Annotated in this window: 19 protein-coding genes and 1 tRNA gene; 14 read left to right on the forward strand and 6 right to left on the reverse strand. The window is 29.0% G+C overall.

From position 1 onward, the window contains the following. Window positions 1–61 precede the first annotated feature (61 nt). Window positions 62–1,168, reverse strand: a complete 1,107-nt coding sequence (locus tag K292_RS0113730; RefSeq protein ID WP_027400313.1) for a DUF7922 domain-containing protein — start codon at window positions 1,166–1,168, stop codon at window positions 62–64. A 116-nt stretch (window positions 1,169–1,284) separates the two neighbouring features. Between K292_RS0113730 and K292_RS0113735 the strand changes: the two genes are divergently transcribed. From K292_RS0113735 to K292_RS0113755, 5 genes are all read left to right on the forward strand, one after another. Beyond that, a complete protein-coding gene (locus K292_RS0113735) occupies window positions 1,285–1,938 on the forward strand; it encodes a CvpA family protein (RefSeq protein ID WP_027400314.1) in 654 nt (217 codons plus the stop codon). Window positions 1,939–1,996: 58 nt separating this feature from the next. Continuing rightward, on the forward strand, window positions 1,997–3,295 hold the full coding sequence (locus K292_RS0113740; protein WP_027400315.1) for an APC family permease: 1,299 nt from the start codon (window positions 1,997–1,999) through the stop codon (window positions 3,293–3,295). Between the two features lie 66 nt (window positions 3,296–3,361). Beyond that, window positions 3,362–3,437 (forward strand) — tRNA-Arg (locus K292_RS0113745). A 136-nt stretch (window positions 3,438–3,573) separates the two neighbouring features. Further along, entirely contained in the window at window positions 3,574–3,834 is a 261-nt protein-coding gene (locus tag K292_RS0113750) for a type II toxin-antitoxin system Phd/YefM family antitoxin (RefSeq protein WP_027400316.1), read from the forward strand. After that, window positions 3,827–4,135, forward strand: a complete 309-nt coding sequence (locus tag K292_RS0113755) for a type II toxin-antitoxin system RelE/ParE family toxin (RefSeq protein ID WP_027400317.1) — start codon at window positions 3,827–3,829, stop codon at window positions 4,133–4,135. The genes K292_RS0113750 and K292_RS0113755 overlap by 8 nt, the downstream gene beginning before the upstream one ends. A gap of 217 nt (window positions 4,136–4,352) precedes the next feature. Here K292_RS0113755 and K292_RS18985 read toward each other — a convergent pair whose 3' ends face one another. Together K292_RS18985 and K292_RS0113765 are read right to left on the reverse strand one after the other, a co-directional pair. Continuing rightward, on the reverse strand, window positions 4,353–4,625 hold the full coding sequence (locus K292_RS18985) for a hypothetical protein (RefSeq protein ID WP_051280772.1): 273 nt from the start codon (window positions 4,623–4,625) through the stop codon (window positions 4,353–4,355). Between the two features lie 98 nt (window positions 4,626–4,723). Further along, entirely contained in the window at window positions 4,724–5,104 is a 381-nt protein-coding gene (locus K292_RS0113765) for a hypothetical protein (protein ID WP_027400318.1), read from the reverse strand. Between the two features lie 1,197 nt (window positions 5,105–6,301). On the opposite strand from K292_RS0113765, the gene K292_RS0113780 reads away from it, so the two are divergent. After that, entirely contained in the window at window positions 6,302–7,975 is a 1,674-nt protein-coding gene (locus K292_RS0113780; protein ID WP_330365004.1) for an ABC transporter ATP-binding protein, read from the forward strand. Between the two features lie 291 nt (window positions 7,976–8,266). Here the strand turns inward: K292_RS0113780 and K292_RS0113785 are convergent, their stop codons facing one another. Then, entirely contained in the window at window positions 8,267–8,509 is a 243-nt protein-coding gene (locus tag K292_RS0113785; protein WP_027400321.1) for a helix-turn-helix domain-containing protein, read from the reverse strand. Between the two features lie 143 nt (window positions 8,510–8,652). Between K292_RS0113785 and K292_RS0113790 the strand changes: the two genes are divergently transcribed. Continuing rightward, window positions 8,653–8,871 (forward strand): hypothetical protein, encoded by a 219-nt coding sequence (locus tag K292_RS0113790; RefSeq protein ID WP_027400322.1) that lies wholly within the window; start codon window positions 8,653–8,655, stop codon window positions 8,869–8,871. A 377-nt stretch (window positions 8,872–9,248) separates the two neighbouring features. Here K292_RS0113790 and pdxR read toward each other — a convergent pair whose 3' ends face one another. Then, window positions 9,249–10,649: a MocR-like pyridoxine biosynthesis transcription factor PdxR gene (pdxR, locus tag K292_RS0113795; protein WP_027400323.1), complete on the reverse strand. Its 1,401-nt coding sequence runs from the start codon at window positions 10,647–10,649 to the stop codon at window positions 9,249–9,251. A 125-nt stretch (window positions 10,650–10,774) separates the two neighbouring features. Between pdxR and pdxS the strand changes: the two genes are divergently transcribed. The 7 genes from pdxS (at window position 10,775) to alr (ending at window position 17,773) form a co-directional block, all read left to right on the forward strand. Then, the gene (pdxS, locus tag K292_RS0113800) at window positions 10,775–11,647 is read left to right on the forward strand and encodes a pyridoxal 5'-phosphate synthase lyase subunit PdxS (protein WP_027400324.1); all 873 of its coding nucleotides are present in this window, start codon (window positions 10,775–10,777) and stop codon (window positions 11,645–11,647) included. A 13-nt stretch (window positions 11,648–11,660) separates the two neighbouring features. After that, a complete protein-coding gene (pdxT, locus tag K292_RS0113805; protein WP_027400325.1) occupies window positions 11,661–12,230 on the forward strand; it encodes a pyridoxal 5'-phosphate synthase glutaminase subunit PdxT in 570 nt (189 codons plus the stop codon). Window positions 12,231–13,006: 776 nt separating this feature from the next. Then, entirely contained in the window at window positions 13,007–13,915 is a 909-nt protein-coding gene (gene nadA / locus K292_RS0113810) for a quinolinate synthase NadA (RefSeq protein ID WP_027400326.1), read from the forward strand. Between the two features lie 16 nt (window positions 13,916–13,931). Continuing rightward, a complete protein-coding gene (locus K292_RS0113815) occupies window positions 13,932–15,236 on the forward strand; it encodes an L-aspartate oxidase (protein ID WP_027400327.1) in 1,305 nt (434 codons plus the stop codon). After that, the gene (nadC, locus tag K292_RS0113820; RefSeq protein WP_245570872.1) at window positions 15,208–16,068 is read left to right on the forward strand and encodes a carboxylating nicotinate-nucleotide diphosphorylase; all 861 of its coding nucleotides are present in this window, start codon (window positions 15,208–15,210) and stop codon (window positions 16,066–16,068) included. The genes K292_RS0113815 and nadC overlap by 29 nt, the downstream gene beginning before the upstream one ends. Before the next feature lie 66 nt (window positions 16,069–16,134). Next, entirely contained in the window at window positions 16,135–16,401 is a 267-nt protein-coding gene (locus K292_RS0113825) for an ArsR/SmtB family transcription factor (protein ID WP_027400329.1), read from the forward strand. A gap of 241 nt (window positions 16,402–16,642) precedes the next feature. Further along, a complete protein-coding gene (alr, locus tag K292_RS0113830) occupies window positions 16,643–17,773 on the forward strand; it encodes an alanine racemase (RefSeq protein ID WP_027400330.1) in 1,131 nt (376 codons plus the stop codon). A gap of 369 nt (window positions 17,774–18,142) precedes the next feature. Here alr and K292_RS0113835 read toward each other — a convergent pair whose 3' ends face one another. Continuing rightward, the gene (locus K292_RS0113835; RefSeq protein WP_027400331.1) at window positions 18,143–19,075 is read right to left on the reverse strand and encodes a hypothetical protein; all 933 of its coding nucleotides are present in this window, start codon (window positions 19,073–19,075) and stop codon (window positions 18,143–18,145) included. Window positions 19,076–19,405 lie beyond the last annotated feature (330 nt).

Below are 19,405 nucleotides of genomic sequence, written 5' to 3' on the forward strand. Positions count from 1 at the left end.
TTTCCAAACATGTTTCAATGGTTCCCACCTCTCAGCAACGCTGTTTCAATCATAGGAACCATTATAACCCTAAAATATTTCCTGTTTTTCCATCAATCTCTATAATCCAATATCCATACGAATTCTTTCGCTCTTTTATTTGTTCTTCATTCTTACATTCCGAAACTTTTTTCATTCCCTTAATAGGCTGCCAGTATGTAAATCCAGACTCACCTGCATCAGGCTGTTCTTCATTTAAAAATCTGCCAGGTATGCCAAAATAATAATTCGTTACATCTCCTTTTTCATTAGCCTTTGCACCAAAAATAAAATGCCTGTATTGTGTGGAAAAATAATGGGCTCCTGGCGATACTATTGGTAATGATGCCACATTAACTATTTTTTTCCAAACTGCACCTGTTTTATCATAATCGAAAGGGCTGATATCTTCATAAAACTCTGCTACTCTACATGTATGTGCGCATGCATTCAATACAAATCTATTATAAAAATTATTATAATTGTTACTGTGAACATTTTTATTTTCCGTGTTATCTTTTATATTTTCATTTTTTGTTTGTAAGTTTTTTAAATCTTGGTTACTATCTTTTTTTTCTTGGCTGTTGTCTACCTTTTTACTTTCTTCTCCGTTTATATCCTTTTCTGTATTGTTATTAGCTTTTTCTTTGTCCTCATTTAACTTTACCCCTTCTTCCTGTTCTTCATCTTCATTTAATGCTGCTGCTGCTATGTCCTTTTGATCATATTTAAAGGGTTCAGCATCGCTTAATATGGTTCCACGAAGCACAGGGTGCAATGACTCTTTATCATCTACAGTTGAAACTGCTGCTACTATTGCCGCTGAATAATCATGTAATTGATTTCCTTTACCATCAATATTCAATGGCTGAAAACGAAAATAAGTTTCTCCGTTCCCCTGCCGATTTACTAATAATGTGCCTATTACGGTATGTATTGTTCTTTCATTTTTTGTTCCGAAAAAAATCAGTTTATATATATATTCACCTTTATTGTAATATCTTAGATTTTGAACAACACATCTTAAGGCTCCTTTATTATTACCTGTTTCTATTTTTAAATGTCCTTTTACAGGTACTGATTTAGCCGAAAATTCACTGGCTTGCTCTTCTAACATAATAAGAGATCGATTATATTTTACATAGTTCATAACCTATTTTTCCCCCCATCTCCTCTGTACTTTTATTATATTGCACAGTTATATTGATATTTTGTCTATAAATTGGTAATATAGATATATGATTTAGAAAGGAAAAGTATTCTGCTATGTATTTAGATATTATAATTTGTGTAATAATTATATTCACCATGGTTCAAGGTTACCGTCATGGATTTGTTTATACATTTCTTCGTATGGCTGGCTGGCTAATTTCTGTAATCTTAGGATTTATATGCTATCCTAAAGTTACGGAGTTTTTAAAAACCAAAACAAAACTTTACTCAGTAGTGCATGAAAAAATTTCAGATAATTTTTTAGAAAATACTTCATCGGCTGCACCAGATTCCTCTTCAACTGCCATACATAATTTAGAGGATCTACCGTCGGCTATTCATAATATTGTCAACTCCATTACAAATTCTATCACATCGTCTATAAGCGATGGGCTTGCCACTATTATATTTAACATCCTATGCTTTATAATTATAGTAATCGTTATTAAAGCAATTTTATTTTTCATTACCAGCTTATTCTCGAAAAAATCCAACGATGGTATTATGGGAGGTATAGACGGGATTCTTGGTTTAGTCATGGGAGGTATAAAGGGGCTTATAATAGTATTTGTTTTTCTTGCTCTGTTAGTTCCTATTACCAGCCTTTGGGGAAACACAGTCCTTTTGGATTCTCTTGATACTTCTATAATTGCAGATCAATTATATGATAACAACTTAATCTTTGTTATTATGAAGGATTTCTTGTAACTTGTAATAAATAATCAACTAAAGAATTTACTTATTATAAGCAGAAAGGAAACTAGTTTTGTCGAAAAAAAACAACGTTACATTAATAGGTGCCATAGGAATAGGAATTGGCGGAATGGTAGGCGGCGGCATTTTTGCAGTTTTAGGTTTATCCATATCTCTGTCAAAAGGAGGTGCACCCTTAGCTTTTGCCATCGCAGGATTTATCGCACTTATCACTTCATATAGCTATGCTAAGCTATCAGTAGCTTATCCAAGCAGCGGAGGTACAGTAACCTTTATGAATAAAGGCTTCGGAAGAGGTATATTCAGTGGTGGAACAAATAATCTTCTTTGGGTAAGTTATATTATTATGCTTTCACTTTATGCAAGTGCATTTGGTACTTATGCCTATACGCTTTATTCTATAACTGGAAAACATACTTTAGATCAACACATTTATGCGTCAGCTATAATTATTTTGGCTACAATAATAAATTACTACAATGTAAAAATAGTGAGTAAAGTTGAAACTTTGGCAGTCAGTATAAAAATGATAATTCTTCTTATCTTTGTTGCTGCCGGTGTATATGGATTGTTTTTTTCAAATAATCTAAATCAACTTAGTACTGAAAATTGGCCCGATTTTTGGCATTTATGTATTGGAGGAATGGTAATATTCGTTGCGTATGAAGGAATGGAGCTTATTGCTAACGTCTCACCCAATATTGTAAATCCAAAGAAAAATATAATGAGAGCATATATTATTTCAACTGCAATTGTGGTGATTTTATATGTTGTTATTGTAATTGTAACTGTAGGAAGTTTAACTTTTTCAAACATAAAAAATGCCCAAGACTATGTTCTTGCAGAAGCTGCCAAACCTGTTTTAGGTCTCATAGGATTTAAGGTTATAGCAATAGCAGCTTTAATATCTACGTTTTCAGCTATCAATGCCACCATATATGGTGGTTCAAAGGTCAATTACCAGATAGCAGAAGATGATGAACTCCCTCATGAATTTACTAAGATATTTTTAAATCAGCCCATCGGTTTATTTGTAACATCGATTCTTACTTTAATCATAACTAATACGTTGGACTTATCCAGTATTTCAACTTCCGGTAGTGCAGGATTTTTATTGATTTTTATGTTAGTTAACACCGTAGCCTACTTAAAAAGAAAAGAGATTAATAATGTAACTTTTTTATCCGTGATTGGTATTATTTTCTGCGGAATTGCTTTTTTAGGGTTACTCTTTCAACAGTGGTATGCAAATCGCATTGGTGCTATTTTCGCCATATCTATGATAGCAGTAAGTTATATTTGTGAATTTATATTTAAATTAAAAGAAAAAAATAAGAATATAACAAATTAAAATAATTAATTTCATAATAGATATCTTGAAAAAAGTAAGGTACTGTGTTATGATGAAAAGCGATTTGTTCCTGTAGCTCAGCGGATAGAGCGTCGGTTTCCTAAACCGTGCGTCGGAGGTTCGATTCCTCTCAGGAACGCCAAATTATAAGCTGCATTTTTGCTGGTATAATCCAATAAAAATGTGGCTTTTTTTATATCTTTGAATTTATTCTTGTGAATGACATATAATAATGGTACAATAATCACGTAATTATACCATGAAAGGAGCTGAAAATTATGCCTAAAATTATTCCAATTCGAGAACTAAAAAACACTAGTGGAATTTCTCAAATGTGTCAGGAAGCTACAGAGCCTATATACATTACTAAAAACGGTTACGGAGACATGGTTATTATGAGTCAAAAAATGTATGAAGAAAGATTATTTATGCTTGATGTATATAAAAGGTTAAATACAGCTAAAACTCAAATAGAAGAGGGCAATGTGCTGGATGCAGATAGTTCATTAAAAAGTATAAGAGAAAAATATAATGTATAAACTGATAGTTACAAAATCTGCTCATGAAGATTTAGATAATATTATTTCTTATATTGCTCTTCAACTTTCAAATCCAGCGGCAGCTACTAACTTTGTCAATGAAATTGAGAAATGTTATGATAACTTGAAAAGAAATCCGTTAATGTATGAATTATGCTACAACATGTTTTTGGAAAACCAAGGTTATCGTAAAGCTACTATTAAAAATTATGTATTAATTTATAAAGCAGATGAATCATCTAAAGAAGTTATTATTTATCGTTTTTTCTATGGAGGCAGAGATTATTTAAAACTAATATAAATCATTGTTTTTAATTGTAAAAATTACTATGCATTTATTTTGTACTAATTACACAATAATTTTAACGTTTATGAATAGTCTATAAAATACTAAAAAAGGATTTTGGCTACCAAATGGCTACTAAAGACAAAAAAGAGGATTTTGATCCTCTTTTTATTTTCTAAGTATTCATACAGTATAGTCAGCCGTTTTTACTTTCATTAACTATAAATAATTTTTATTCATTATTTCCCAAGCAAAATATTGGAGGCGTAATTAAAGTGCTATTTCCAAGTGAACCGGTTAACTGAGATACTTGATTAGCCCTATTTAATGTTTCATCAGAATACTCTTTCAAAGCCCTTTCTACATATTGATTTAGTGAGATGTTTTCTTTTGCTTCAAATGTTACCAAGTCATTAATTCCATGAATAGTTCCAAAGAATACTCTGTCTTCTGCACTAATATTTATAATACCTACATAGCCTTTGTACTCCAAATAATTTTTCATGATACTTCCCCATTTCTTTTTAAACTATCAATTAAAAGTTTAACCACATACGATTATTATCAATACCTAAAGATTTTACTAATGTTAAATTTTTCTTTTCATTCTATTTTTTCTTTATGTAAAAAATATAGTATTTTTTCTGCATCTTCTTTTTTTATCTTCCATTTTGTAGTATCAGTACGTTGAACAAAACTATAAGATGGTTTTTCTTCTAGAATATAAATATGAATAAAATTATAATTACCTTTTAACGCAATTACAAAATTTCCACTTTTACCATGCTCAAATGGAATATATGGAGCACCTCTATATATTTTTATGTTTTTTAGAATTTTTATTAATTCTTGTTCCTGCTTGTTGTTAATTTTAATTTCTTGTTCACTACCCTCTATAGTAATATTTACTTCATCTTCGTTAACAATATCTAAAGATGCTGGAATAAAAGTATATGCAGACCAAGTTATAAAACCTATGAGCATAATAAAAAAAAGAATCTTGTTTTTTAGAATTTTATAAAATTTCATATTTTTAATTAAAAAGAATTATTTGTATTGTATATTTTTCCTTTTACAAATTCACACTTCATTACGCTAATTAAAATCGCATAAGGTCCAGGATTAGCAGAATGTGGTGTTTTATAAATTTTATTATTATCTTGTTTTACATTAACTATATTGGACTTCTTATTTATAATATTTTTTGATTCGGCATAAACTCCTACTACACTACTCATGTCATATAGTCAATGTTAATAGTATACATAATATTCTTTTCATTTTTCTCCCTTACATAATAGTCTCTCGGAATCTCTAAACCTTGAATTCTTTGATCTTAGATTCCTTTTTTATTAAAATTCCCCACTTTTTTTAAAAAAAAGAATTAATTTTTCGATTTGGAGGAGATTTTTTATGTTATATTACTATTTATTAAATAAGCTTCTACGGGGTCCCTCATTTTATCAGTAATTGTAATCTTTGTTATTCTTTTTTAGGCCGTAGTTATTTTTTATAATTTAAGTTGATAATTTGTATTATATCATGACACAAGCTACCAAGCATGATTCAATGATTTCCACCTTGCAGCAACGCTGTTTCAATCATAGGAATCATTATATCTTAATTTTTATAAAAAAAATGTCTAAATTTGAATTTTTAATAAAGTTATTGTATTTTAGAATTATAATTCTAATTAAAAGTATGTGAGAATGAAATCGGAGAAGAATATTCTAATAGTAAAATTAGGGATAAAAGGGAAGTATTCATCAATAAAAGATTTGAAGTTAAAGTATTAAAAGTAACAAAAAGAAAAATAAATGATTTATCAGATATAACAATGGATTATAAAAAACTTGCCTTAGGAGAATCTAAAGGAAAAGGAAGAAATCCAATTACGCAATAGAATTTTCTTTTAAAATGAAAAATGAGCAACAAGAATATGAACTTTTAAAAGACGAACAAATAAAAGAGCTTCAATTTAGTATTTTCCCTGAAAAATCATGTTATAATTATAAATAAAAAAGTGCATGTACTGTGATGAAATTATAATGAGAATTAATCTATTAAAATAGTTATCGTTTAAATAAGTAAAATAATTACTAAGGAAGAATCAACATCATGAAAACCATTAAAAAATTTATCAGCTATTATAAACCATATCGTTTTTTATTCTACATGGATATGTTCTGTGCTACTGTGGTATCAGCAATCGATCTTGCTTTTCCCTTGATATTCAGCTATCTCACCAAGAATTTTTTTATAAAAAATTCTATCACAGTTATGCAATATATCTGGTTCATTGGATTTGCTTTATTGGGGATTTACGTTATCAAATACTTCTGTCAGCGTTTCATTACATCCTGGGGACATATTATGGGAGCAAGAATGGAAAGCGATATGCGACGTGACCTCTTTTACCATCTTCAGCGCCTATCATTTTCATATTATGATAAAAACAACACAGGTGAAATGATGTCTAAGATAGTTTCTGATCTCTTTGATATTTCTGAGCTTGCACATCACGGCCCTGAAAATATTTTTATTTCTCTTTTAAAAATTATAGGTTCATTTATCATACTATTTACAATCAACCAATCTATGACGTTAATCCTTCTTTGCGTTACATTGTTAATTGTTGTGTTTTCAGTTTTACAAAATCTAAAAATGCGTGCAATATTCTATGATAATCGTGTAAAAATTGCAGGTGTCAACTCAAGTGTACAAAATAACCTATCCGGTATTCGTACTGTTAAATCTTTTGCAAATGAAGAAATGGAAAAGGAAAAATTCGACAAAAGCAATGTGGAATTTCTTAAATCAAAAGTATCAAGCTACAGTATTATGGGAAAATTTATGGCAGGTAATGCTTTCTTTGAAGGACTTTTATATATTGTTGTTCTAGTTGCAGGTGGTATATTTATAAGCAACGGTAAAATCACTGCAACTGATCTTGCGGTTTATGCTCTCTACATCAATATCTATATCAATCCAATAGAAATACTGGTTAACTTTACAGAACAGTTTCAGAAAGGTTATGCAGGCTTTAAGCGTTTTATGAAGGTAATAGAAACACAGCCTGAAATCATTGATCGCCCAAATGCACAACCGATAAAAGATGTCGAAGGTAACATACAATATAAAAATGTCAGCTTCAGTTATGAAGATGACATCAATATACTTCGTAACATAAATATTAATATTCCCGCAGGCAAGACAATCGCCCTTGTGGGCCCTTCCGGCAGTGGCAAAACAACAATTTGTTCTTTGCTGCCACGTTTTTACGATGTCTGCGATGGTCAAATCACAATTGACGGCAAAGATATCAGAGATATTAAACTCGAATCTCTAAGAAACGCCATTGGTGTTGTTCAACAAGATGTATATATGTTTTCGGGCAGTATTAAAGAAAATATAGCATACGGTAAACCTGATGCCACCGATGAAGAAATTATAGAAGCTGCAAAAAGTGCCAATGTTCACGAATTTATCCTTTCACTTGAGAACGGATACGATACTTTTGTGGGTGAACGCGGTGTTCGTCTCTCGGGAGGACAGAAGCAGCGCATATCAATTGCTAGAGTCTTTCTAAAAAATCCTCCTATCCTAATCATGGATGAAGCAACTTCTGCCTTGGATAATGAAAGTGAGCGTTATATTCAAAATTCCCTTGAAAAGCTCTCAAAAAATCGTACTACTATAGTTATTGCACACCGAATCAGTACTATAAGAAATTCTGATGAGATAATCGTATTGACAGATGATGGTATTAAGGAACGAGGTACTCATCAAGCCCTTATTAAAAAAGACGGTATTTATGCACGTTATTATAACATGCAGTTCGAAAATTTAAATTAAACAAATATTTCTGCTACAAAATATATGTAAAAATCATCTTTATATCTTGCATATGATTTTCTGTATGCAAAAAAGTCTGCAATTTTAATTTGCAGACTTTTTTATGTAAATTAGAATTTTTAATTAATATTATATTATCAAACTAACAAAAACGTAAATAATTTGCACATTTTTATATAAACTTGCCATCTTATGCAGTTATATGCCATTTTAGTTATAATTAGAATTTTCTAATTAGTTGTTATTAATAAAAAATCCACTGCTTAAATTTAATAAATCGGCAATGAATTTTTATTTAATCTCTTGTTCAAGGTTATTAAAAAGGTCACTTGCAAAGAAATCTTTTAACGAAATTTCCAAACCATCACAGATTTTTTTAATAGTGACTACCCCCGGGTTTTTACTTTTCGTATTCAGTATACTATATATAGTGGATGGTGAAATACCGGAGATATTTGCTAATCCATTAATTGCAATGTCTTTTTTCTCACATAATTCCACAATTCTATTTGCCACAGCTTCTTTCGCATTCATTTATTTTATTCCTCTCTTTAGTAATATATTCCATATAATTGTATAAATATATGCGATATATCGTGTAGGATATATCGTACATTTGTTGTTTGTATGCTATAATTGGGATATATCCCAAATTCAAAGAAAAGAGGTAATAGAAAATGAGTAGTTTAAAGAGTAAATTAGCAATAAAAAAATTAGCATTACAAAACGGCACCAGCGTTGAAGAAATCATAGATGAGATTAATTTTGCAATTGAAGTTGGTATGAATAACCCTGATAATTCCATACAGCAATATTGGAGAAAAATCCCGCGCAAAGGTACTAAACCAACCCCTGAAGAGTTAATATCATATCTTGCAAAACAAGTTGGAAAATAACTATTATAAAAATGAGGATTTATTCTTTACTTTTCTTGAATTTTTCCTCATTAACAAAGTTTTTTATATAACATATAAAATATACTTCAAAAACAATTATCGTGTCTACTTATATTTTAAAAAATATATATTATATTTACGATTTACAGGTATCTTAAAAAAATAACGTTTTCACAAATATAGAAAACGTTAATATTTAAAATTTATTACTATTATTATATGATTCTTCAGCATCGTTTAATTTTACAAATAAAATCAATAAAATTGCACCCTGAAAAGTTAAATCCTTACATAACTTTGGGGTGCGATTCACGAGCTAAATTATTTTATTTACAAGAAATTAATCCCTTTCTCTTTTACTCTATATTGTATATTTTTTAAAACCACGCCTCGTGTAATAATTTAACAGCCTCTGCAATTTCCTTTTCATTCATTGTTGCATAACCGATTAATATAGTCGGTATCTTTTTAATCTTACTTTTATCAACATAATACTTAGAGATTCCATATACTTTAATTCCCTTTTTTAAAGCAGATTCCACAAGCTCTTCTTCTGTCATACCATTTGATATATTTAACAGTAAATGCAAACCTGCATCTGCTCCCATTATTTTTATTTCACATTTTTGGCTCATTATAGTTTTTATTAGAAACTCTCTTTTTTTCTTATATATGGTTCTCATCTTGTTTAAATGTCGTTCAAAATATCCTTCTTGAATAAATGTGGAAAGTACTTTTTGATCTACTATTGGAACAGGACAAATAATAAATGATAGATATTCTTTGAATCTTTTCAATAAATGTTTAGGTAATACCATATAACTTACTCTTATAGAAGGTGAAAGGGACTTAGAAAACGCACTCATATAGATTACTTTCTCTTGCAAATCCAACCCCTGTAATGACGGTATAGGTTTTCCACTGTATTTAAATTCACTGTCATAGTCATCTTCTATTATATATCTATTGCCTGCTTCATTTGCCCAATTAAGAATTTGAATTCTTCTGTTTATAGACATAATTTCCCCAGACGGAAATTGGTGTGATGGTGTTATACATAAGATATTCGCATTACTCTTTCTTATTTCTTCCGTCATCATTCCCTCTTTATCAATATTTATTTCCTTAAAATTTGCATGGTTACTGCGGAATAATAAATTAAGTTTTTCATATCCTGGATTTTCAATACCAAAAATATTGTCTTTGTCAAATAACTGGATCAATATCTGAATAAGAAATTCTGTACCAGAACTTATTATAATTTGACTTTCTAAGCAATTTACACCTCTGGATTGATGAAGATATTTAGCAATACTTTTTCTTAAATCAATATGCCCTTGTATGTCTCCGGGCAGTATTATCTCTTTATCATATTCATTAATAACTTCTTTAGTAAGTTTTCTCCAGTTACTAAAAGGGAAGGTTTGTAAATCAACCCCATCATAAGAGAAATCATATTTAAGGTTACTCTTATCATCTTTATTTTCTATTTTTCCGATTTCTTTTGGTACATTTAATTTTATAATATTATCAATTTTAGAAACATAAAAGCCTTTTCTTTCTATTGATACAACGTACCCCTCTTCAATTAACTGATCATATGCAGTTTGAATTGTATTTAAACTCAATTTTAAATATGATGATAGCTTTCTTTTTGAAGGTAACTTTGTATTAAAAGGTATTTTCCCTGATTGAATTTCACTTTTTATAAATGAATACAGCTGTTGATAAACGGGGGTTTTACAGTCAGTATCAATGGTAAAAGTAAGCATATCCATAATTTATCTCCTTTTAATCTGGTACCATTAACTTTATATTTTCTGATACTTATTATGATATCAATGCTATATTATAATAACTTTTACAGGGACCTGTCAATAAATAACTTACAAGGAGAAACAAAATGAATACTCAATATGAATTAAATAAAAATTTAGCTCAAATGCTTAAGGGTGGTGTTATTATGGATGTAACAACTCCCAAGCAAGCTCAAATTGCAGAAAAAGCAGGAGCATGTGCGGTAATGGCTTTGGAACGAATTCCTGCTGACATTCGTGCAGCTGGCGGAGTGTCCAGAATGAGTGATCCTAAAATGATAAAAAGCATACAACAGGCAGTATCAATCCCTGTAATGGCAAAAGTACGTATAGGCCATTTTGCCGAAGCACAAATATTACAAGCTATAGAAATTGACTATATTGATGAAAGTGAAGTTTTATCTCCTGCTGATGATACATTTCATATAGATAAGACTAAATTTAAAGTACCTTTTGTATGTGGTGCAAAAGACTTAGGAGAAGCTTTAAGAAGAATAAGCGAAGGTGCATCTATGATTCGAACAAAGGGAGAGCCCGGTACAGGAGATGTTATTCAAGCAGTACGTCATATGAGACTTATTAATCAACAAATAAAACATATTCAAAATTTAAGAGAAGATGAGCTTTTTCAAGCTGCAAAAGATCTTCAAGTCAGCTATGAATTAGCTCAATATGTATATGAAAATGGTAAACTTCCAGTAGTAAACTTTGCTGCCGGTGGAATTGCAACACCTGCTGATGCAGCTTTAATGATGCAGCTTGGCGCTGATGGAGTCTTTGTAGGTTCAGGTATTTTTAAATCGGGTAATCCTGAAAAGAGAGCTCAGTCAATTGTAAAAGCTGTAACAGGCTATACAGATGCTTCTATTTTAGCTCAATTATCAGAAGATTTGGGAGAAGCAATGTTAGGTATTAATGAACAGGAAATTGAATTGTTAATGGCTCAAAGAGGTATATAGGAAGGTGTATACAATGAAAAAAAACATTGGTGTTTTAGCAGTGCAAGGAGCTTTTGCCGAACATATTAATACATTAAAAAAACTAGATATAAATACCATTGAAATAAGGAAAAAATCTGACTTAACTGAGAATCACATAGATGGCATAATTTTACCCGGTGGAGAAAGTACCGTAATGGGCAAATTAATTAATGAGCTTGGAATGTTAAATTCTTTAAAGAAATTTATTCAAGATGGATTACCTGTATTTGGAACTTGTGCCGGATTAATTTTACTTGCTAAAAAAATTACAAATGATGATAATGTTTACATAGGTACAATGGATATTGAAGTAAAAAGAAATGCCTATGGTCGCCAACTTGGAAGTTTTCATACTAATGGACAATTTGCTAAATTAGGTCAAGTACCAATGACTTTTATCAGAGCTCCATATATTGAAAATGTATCAAAAAATGTTGATATACTGGCACAAATTGATAATCATATCGTAGCAGCAAAGCAAAATAATATGATAGTAACCTCTTTTCATCCTGAATTAACATCAGATCTTAATATACATAAATATTTTCTGGATTTGATTTAACTTATTAAAAGCAAGCTTTGTTTTAAGAAAATTGATGTGACACCGATAAGTTAGACTTTGACTTTATAGCGTAGTAGCTTTTTAGCTGCTACGCTGTTTCTTTATGTAGCCAAGAGGTTGAATTTGTAATTTACTCTTTATCTTATACAATTTTATTTATATTTTAATCAATCTATATTTCCTTGGAAATCAAATATTTTTAAGGTTTAGAATTGTATTATTGTATTGTTTAGCATATATATAATATTCTTATGATCTATTCACAATACCCTTTCTCTAAATAATATTTTGCTTTCTTTTTTAATAAATCTTATTTTCATACCAAGTACCCTTCCAAAAAATCTTTAAACAAAAGCCTTTTTCTAATTTTATTATTAATATTTCTTTATTAAGTTTTTCAGTTTTACTATTATTTAGTCCATTTGATATATTACAACTTCTATTTTTAGAATATAGATTCTTATTAAGAAAATGCTTGTATATAATCCAAAGTAAGAATTTATTCAGATACTTCATTGAATTAATATGCTGATTATGTTAACTATTACTGTATTTTTTTCTTTTAGCATAAATCATCAATGTAATTGATTATATAAAGATAAGTTAATCTGAAACTGTAAGATAATATAGAAATGCATATTAAAGGTATACTTGGTTATATTAAAATGTATCCTTGGTTATATTATTTATAATAATGTAGTTTGTGTCTTGTCAGCTGCATTGACATGATATATGCTTTGTGCTATATTTACATTTAAGAATAAGGAGATAAACAAATGAAAGATATAATTGAAAGCATTAAAGAACTTAAAAATAAACGAGATGCAGTAATACTTGCACATTATTATGTAAACGATTCTGTACAAGCAATAGCAGATTATGTTGGTGATTCCTATTATTTAAGTAAATTAGCTGTAGAAACCCCACATGAAACAGTCTTACTTTGTGGAGTTAGGTTTATGGGCGAAAGCGTTAAAATATTAAATCCAAATAAAACTGTAATAATGCCTGATTTATCTGCTGATTGTCCTATGGCTCACATGGTTAATGAAGAAAAGATAAAACAGGTTAAAAACAAATTTGAAGATTTAGCAGTTGTTTGCTATATAAATTCCACTGCTAAAATAAAAGCCCTTTCCAATGTTTGCGTAACTTCTTCTAATGCATTACAAATAGTCAAATCATTACCACAAAAAAATATATTTTTTATTCCGGATAATAATTTAGGAAGATATATTGCTCATTTATTACCCGAAAAGAACTTCATTTTTAATGAAGGATTTTGTCATGTTCATACTAAAATGAATAAAGATAACGTTGGGAAATTAAAAAAATTACATCCTGAAGCAAAAGTTTTAGTTCATCCAGAATGTACAATGGATGTAATTGAACTTGCAGATTACGTAGGAAGCACTTCAGGGATAATTAATTATGCTAAAAAAAATTCCGATAATTCTTTTATTGTCTGTACAGAACATGGAATCAACTATGAATTAAAAAAGGAAAATCCTGAAAAACAATTTTATTTTACAGAAGAAATTCCAACTTGCATTGATATGAAAAAGATTACACTGAAAAACATAGAAGAAGCACTGAAAACTATGGAAAATAAAATTGAATTGGATGAAGATTTAAGAATTAAGGCTGAAAAAGCTTTGAAAAAAATGCATGAACTTGCTGAATAATGAAAGAGAAAAAAAGATGGATAAAACAGATGTAATTATTGTAGGTACCGGAGCTGCTGGTTTATTTTGTGCTCTGAATTTACCTGAAAACTTAACTGTTCGTATGATTACAAAAGATGAAATTGAAAACAGTGATTCTTACTTAGCTCAAGGCGGAATAGCAGCATTAAGAAACTCTGATGATTATGATAACTATTTTGAAGATACTTTAAAAGCCGGACACTATAAAAATAATAAAGTTTCCGTTGAAGTAATGATTAAATCATCGCCTGAAATTATAAACGAATTAATTGAATATGGTGTTGACTTTGACCATACCCAGGATGGTTTATCTTATACTAGAGAAGGTGGTCATTCTCAATATCGAATTCTTCATCATAAGGATATTACAGGTAAAGAAATTACCAGCACATTATTAGAAAGAGTACGAGAAAAAGAAAATGTAAAAATAAGTGAATATACAAAAATGGTGGATATTATTGAGGAAGATAATATTTGCAAAGGTATAATTGTCAAAAATCAACATAAAGAATTAGAAGCTCTTTATGCTAAAATAGTGGTCTTTGCAACAGGCGGTATCGGCGGATTATTTAAACATTCCACAAATTTCAAACATATATCAGGTGATTCTCTAGCCATATCAATTATTCATAATATAAAACTACAAGATATAAATTACATTCAAATTCACCCTACTTCTTTATATTCAAAAGAAATGGGAAGAAGATTTTTAATTTCAGAAGCAGTACGTGGTGAAGGTGCAGTTCTACTTAATGACAAGGGTGAACGTTTTGTAGATGAACTTCAGCCAAGGGATATTGTAGCTTCTGCCATTAAAGAAGAAATGAAAAAAGATAATACAGAATTTGTAAATTTATCTATGAAGCATCTAGATATGCAAACTATAAAAAAAAGATTTCCCAATATTTATAAGCATTGTCTGGAAGTAGGCTATGATCTTACAAAGGAAAGTATTCCCGTTACTCCTGCACAGCATTATTTTATGGGAGGAATAAAGGTAGATTTAGACAGTAAAACTTCTATGGAAAATTTATTTGCTGTAGGTGAAACAAGCTGTAATGGTGTACATGGGCAAAACAGACTTGGCAGCAATTCATTATTGGAAAGTCTTGTATTTTCAAAAAGGGCAGCAAAATATATCAGTAATAATATAAAATCAATAGATTATCCTCAAGTAAAAATTGATTTATCTAAATACGACTATGATAATTTAAAGTCTAAATACAAACAGCTTATTTTAAATGAAATAAAAAGGAAGGATAAGAAATTCTATGAACAATGGTGTAACAATGATAACTAATTTAGATGATTATATTCTGCGGGCTTTAAAAGAAGATATTACAAGTGAGGATATTACAACTAATGCAATAATACGTAATAAAAATAATGCAAAAGCTGATCTGATATGTAAGCAAGATGGTGTAATTGCAGGACTTAACATTTTTAAAAGAGTCTTTGAACTTTTAGATCCTATTTCTGATTTCAAATGTTTTTTTAATGATGGAGATATAGTAAAAAAAGGAGATATTATTGGATTTATTTCAGGTGATGCCAGCTGTATTTTATCAGGAGAAAGAACTGCTTTAAATTATTTACAGCGCATGAGCGGGATCGCTACACTTACTAAGGAATTAGCTGATGAATTAATAGGATATAATACTAAACTTCTTGATACAAGAAAAACTACTCCTAATATGAGACCTTTCGAAAAATATGCAGTAAAAATGGGCGGAGGTTATAATCATAGATATAATTTATCAGATGGTATTTTAATAAAAGATAATCATATTTGCGCAGCAGGTGGTATTAAAGAAGCAATAAAACTAGCAAAAGAGTACGCTCCTTTTGTACGAAAAATTGAGATAGAAGTTGAGGATTTGGAAAGCTTAAATTTAGCTTTAGAGGCAGGAGCTGATATTATTATGCTTGATAATATGGACGATGAAACAATTAAAACATCAGTTGAAAGAATTTCTGGCAGAGCACAAACAGAATGTTCAGGAAACATTACAAAAGGAAGACTTAAAAAAATAGCTGAAATGGGAATAGATTATATTTCAGTGGGCGCACTTACCCACTCTGCACCTATTTTAGATGTATCCTTAAAAAATTTGAAGTTAAGTAATAAATAACAATTTATTTTAAATTGACATTACCCTGTTGCAAAATTATACTTAATATAAGAATGGGGTGAGTTTTTGGAAAATAAATATGAAAATAAAGCAAAAGTATTCAAAGCTTTATCAGACCCAAACAGATTAATGATATTAGACATGCTATCTTCTGAAGAATTATGTGCTTGTAAAATTTTAGAAGAATTTAATATTACACAGCCAACTTTATCTCATCATATGAAAATTCTTTGTGAATCGGGTCTGGTAAATGGTAAAAAAGAAGGAAAATGGATGCATTATACTTTAAATGAGAATAAGTTAAATCAAATTAATAATTTTTTTAAAAAATAATTTTAAATTTTTACCCTTTATAATTTTATATAAAATCTTGTATATTAAAAATTTTTACTATTTAAAATATCCTTACAAGAAAATCATATAATTTTATAAATGGGTTTTTTGTTTCTCATAATATCTTTTACAATGCTAATACGTGATATATTTTGCCATTCTTGTTCGTTGACCATTTATACTTTAAGGTATATAATCTTTATTAATATACTCTTTAAGCTTAAGAAAGGATTACATAAAAATGTTAAAAGAAGCTTTAAGGTCAGTTTGGGCAGAAATTAATTTGAATAATTTAGATTATAATATAAAACAAATTAAAGAAAAAATCGGTTGCAATACTGAAATTATTGGTGTTGTTAAAGCAGATGCCTATGGTCACGGTTCTATTGAAGTTTCAAGAATTTTACTTAAAAATTGTGTTAATACTTTAGCAGTAGCTACCTTAAACGAAGCAATAATACTTAGAAACGAAGGCATTACTAGTACCATTATTACATTAGGAATAACACCTGATATGTACGTTAATACATTATTATCATATGATATAACACCAGTTGTGTCATCATATGACAATGCTTTATTTATTTCAAAGGCGGCCAATAAATTAAATAAAACATGTTCAATTATTATTGCTGTTGACTCCGGAATGGGAAGAATCGGATTTCTGCCTACTGAGGACAGTATTGAACAAATTAAAAATATTAATAATCTTTCTAACATTAAAATAAAAGGAATACTTTCACATTTCTCCACAGCTGATGAAATGAATAAAAATTACGCAAATCATCAACTTTCTGTTTATAATACCTTCTGGGAGAATTTGAAAAATTCGGGAATAGAAATAAATTTTAGAACTATGGGCAACAGTGCTGCTGTCATGGAACTTCCTTTGTCACATTTTGATGCTGTAAGACCGGGAATTATTCTCTATGGTTGTTATCCATCAAATATGGTTGACAAAAATCAGCTTTCTATAAAACCTGTTATGTCTGTAAAATCTAATATTATACATCTTAAAACACTGCCTATGAATTCATCTATAAGTTATGGAAGAAATTTTACTACAAGTAAAGAAAGTCTTATCGGTACCATAAATATAGGTTATGCAGATGGTTATCCTCGTGCTTTAAATGGTAACGGCAGAGTAATTGTAAATGGCGTTTATGCACCAGTCGTAGGGAATATTTGTATGGATCAATGTATGGTTGACGTTACCCATGTTCCCAATGTTAAACTTGGAGATGAAGTAATTATCATGGGAAGCCATAATGATTTAAGTATTTCGGCAGATGAGATTGCTGAAAAAACAAACACAATAAATTATGAAATTTTATGTAGGTTTGGTCAACGATTGCCGAAAATATATATTTAGAAAGGTTAAGCTTTATTATAAATAGTAACTATTTTTTACATAAGATTAACTTTAATAATTACTACAAAAAGTCCTTTTAAGGACTTTTTTTTAATGCAAAAATATACAAAAAATAAAATTGCTAAAAGGTAATCTTTTCTCTGGATGCATTAAAAAAACTTTAAGAATAGCAAGCTAATAAAAGTATCTGTATTATAATGGCTGAATAACATTGTCTTTGTATATTGACATAAATCAAATAAAGCTGTCAATATTATGATAATAAATTGGCAGCTTTATTAAGTTGTAAAATTAGTAAAGCAAGTATTTTTTTAACTTGTACCCCTTCCTTTCATTTTTTAATCGTATTAACATTTTGTTATCTATTAATTATTCTAAAATTATATTTGTAAATTCAATTTTTCCCTCCTGTATCTTAATAGAAAAATTTTTAATATCAGCATACATTTTTTCATTAAGTGATTTTTGAGCATTCGTAGTGTTTATATCTATTTCATAAGTATTTTTGTTAATATTTTTTATAATTGTAATTGGTATTTCTTCACTGGTAAATAATAGTACATTTAACGGTTCGGCCAACGAACTAAAATTAGTATTAATGGTTTCTTTCTCTAAAGCCTCACGAGTCATCTCCCCTTGATAATTATTATAAAATATTTCTTTAAAAACTTTATTTCCCTCATTAATATAATAATCTACTATTGTATCAGACTTTATGTAACCACTATAATTTATAGTTGCATTATTTTGGTCAGTATTACTTAACTTAAAAGTATCTAAATTTTGTTCTATTAAATATATTAACATTTGAAAAGGATCGTTTGCTTGTTTCGTCGATAAATGCATATTTTCAATTAGCTTTGTATCTAGGTTAATGGAATTTTCAAATTCTTTTTTTAAGATAATGTTAGCTAACGAATCTATTTTATAATTAGAGCTGTCTATATTAGAAGTAAATTTAGATAACTCAAATCCTTTTTCAGAAAACTTTTCATTTGATTTTACAAAAATTGTTAAATCTTGATTTTGAGTAATTGATATATAACTTCTATAGTAGGGATTTCTTTTTAAATTAAAATTTGCAAAAGAAGTTTTATCACCAATGCTCTCATTTTCAAATATTTCTCTATTTATTACATTGTATTTAATTGAATCTGCATCTTTAAATTGTTTTATAAAATCTTTTAATGTTTCCTCTTCTGCTGAAATTTCTTGTTTTTCAGGTATGTCAGAACATCCAATCAATAAGCTAAAACAAATAGAAATACATATAAATATAACTAAAATTTTTATTTTTTTCATTTAAAACCCTCTCTTTTCAGATTTTTCATTGCAAAACTTCACCTCTCTTCTTTTTAATTAACATATTTATTGATAAAAACAAAAAAATACTTAAGATAATTTATCTGTAGAAATAATTTTAACAAGCTAGCTTATCAAACATTAATTTTTTTAGCCTTTTAATGATATTATTTATTCATTTCTTAATCTCGTTATCAGTTGAGTACTAATTTAGTTAATAATTACTTGTATGTGTTTATATTAGCATATGAATATATATTTTATTGTCAAAACGAGTCGACAAAAAAATAAACAAAAAAGGCTTGCTATGGCATTTAATCTTACCAAAGC

It is taken from the genome of Anaerovorax odorimutans DSM 5092 (genome assembly GCF_000426305.1).
GTDB lineage: Bacteria > Bacillota > Clostridia > Peptostreptococcales > Anaerovoracaceae > Anaerovorax > Anaerovorax odorimutans.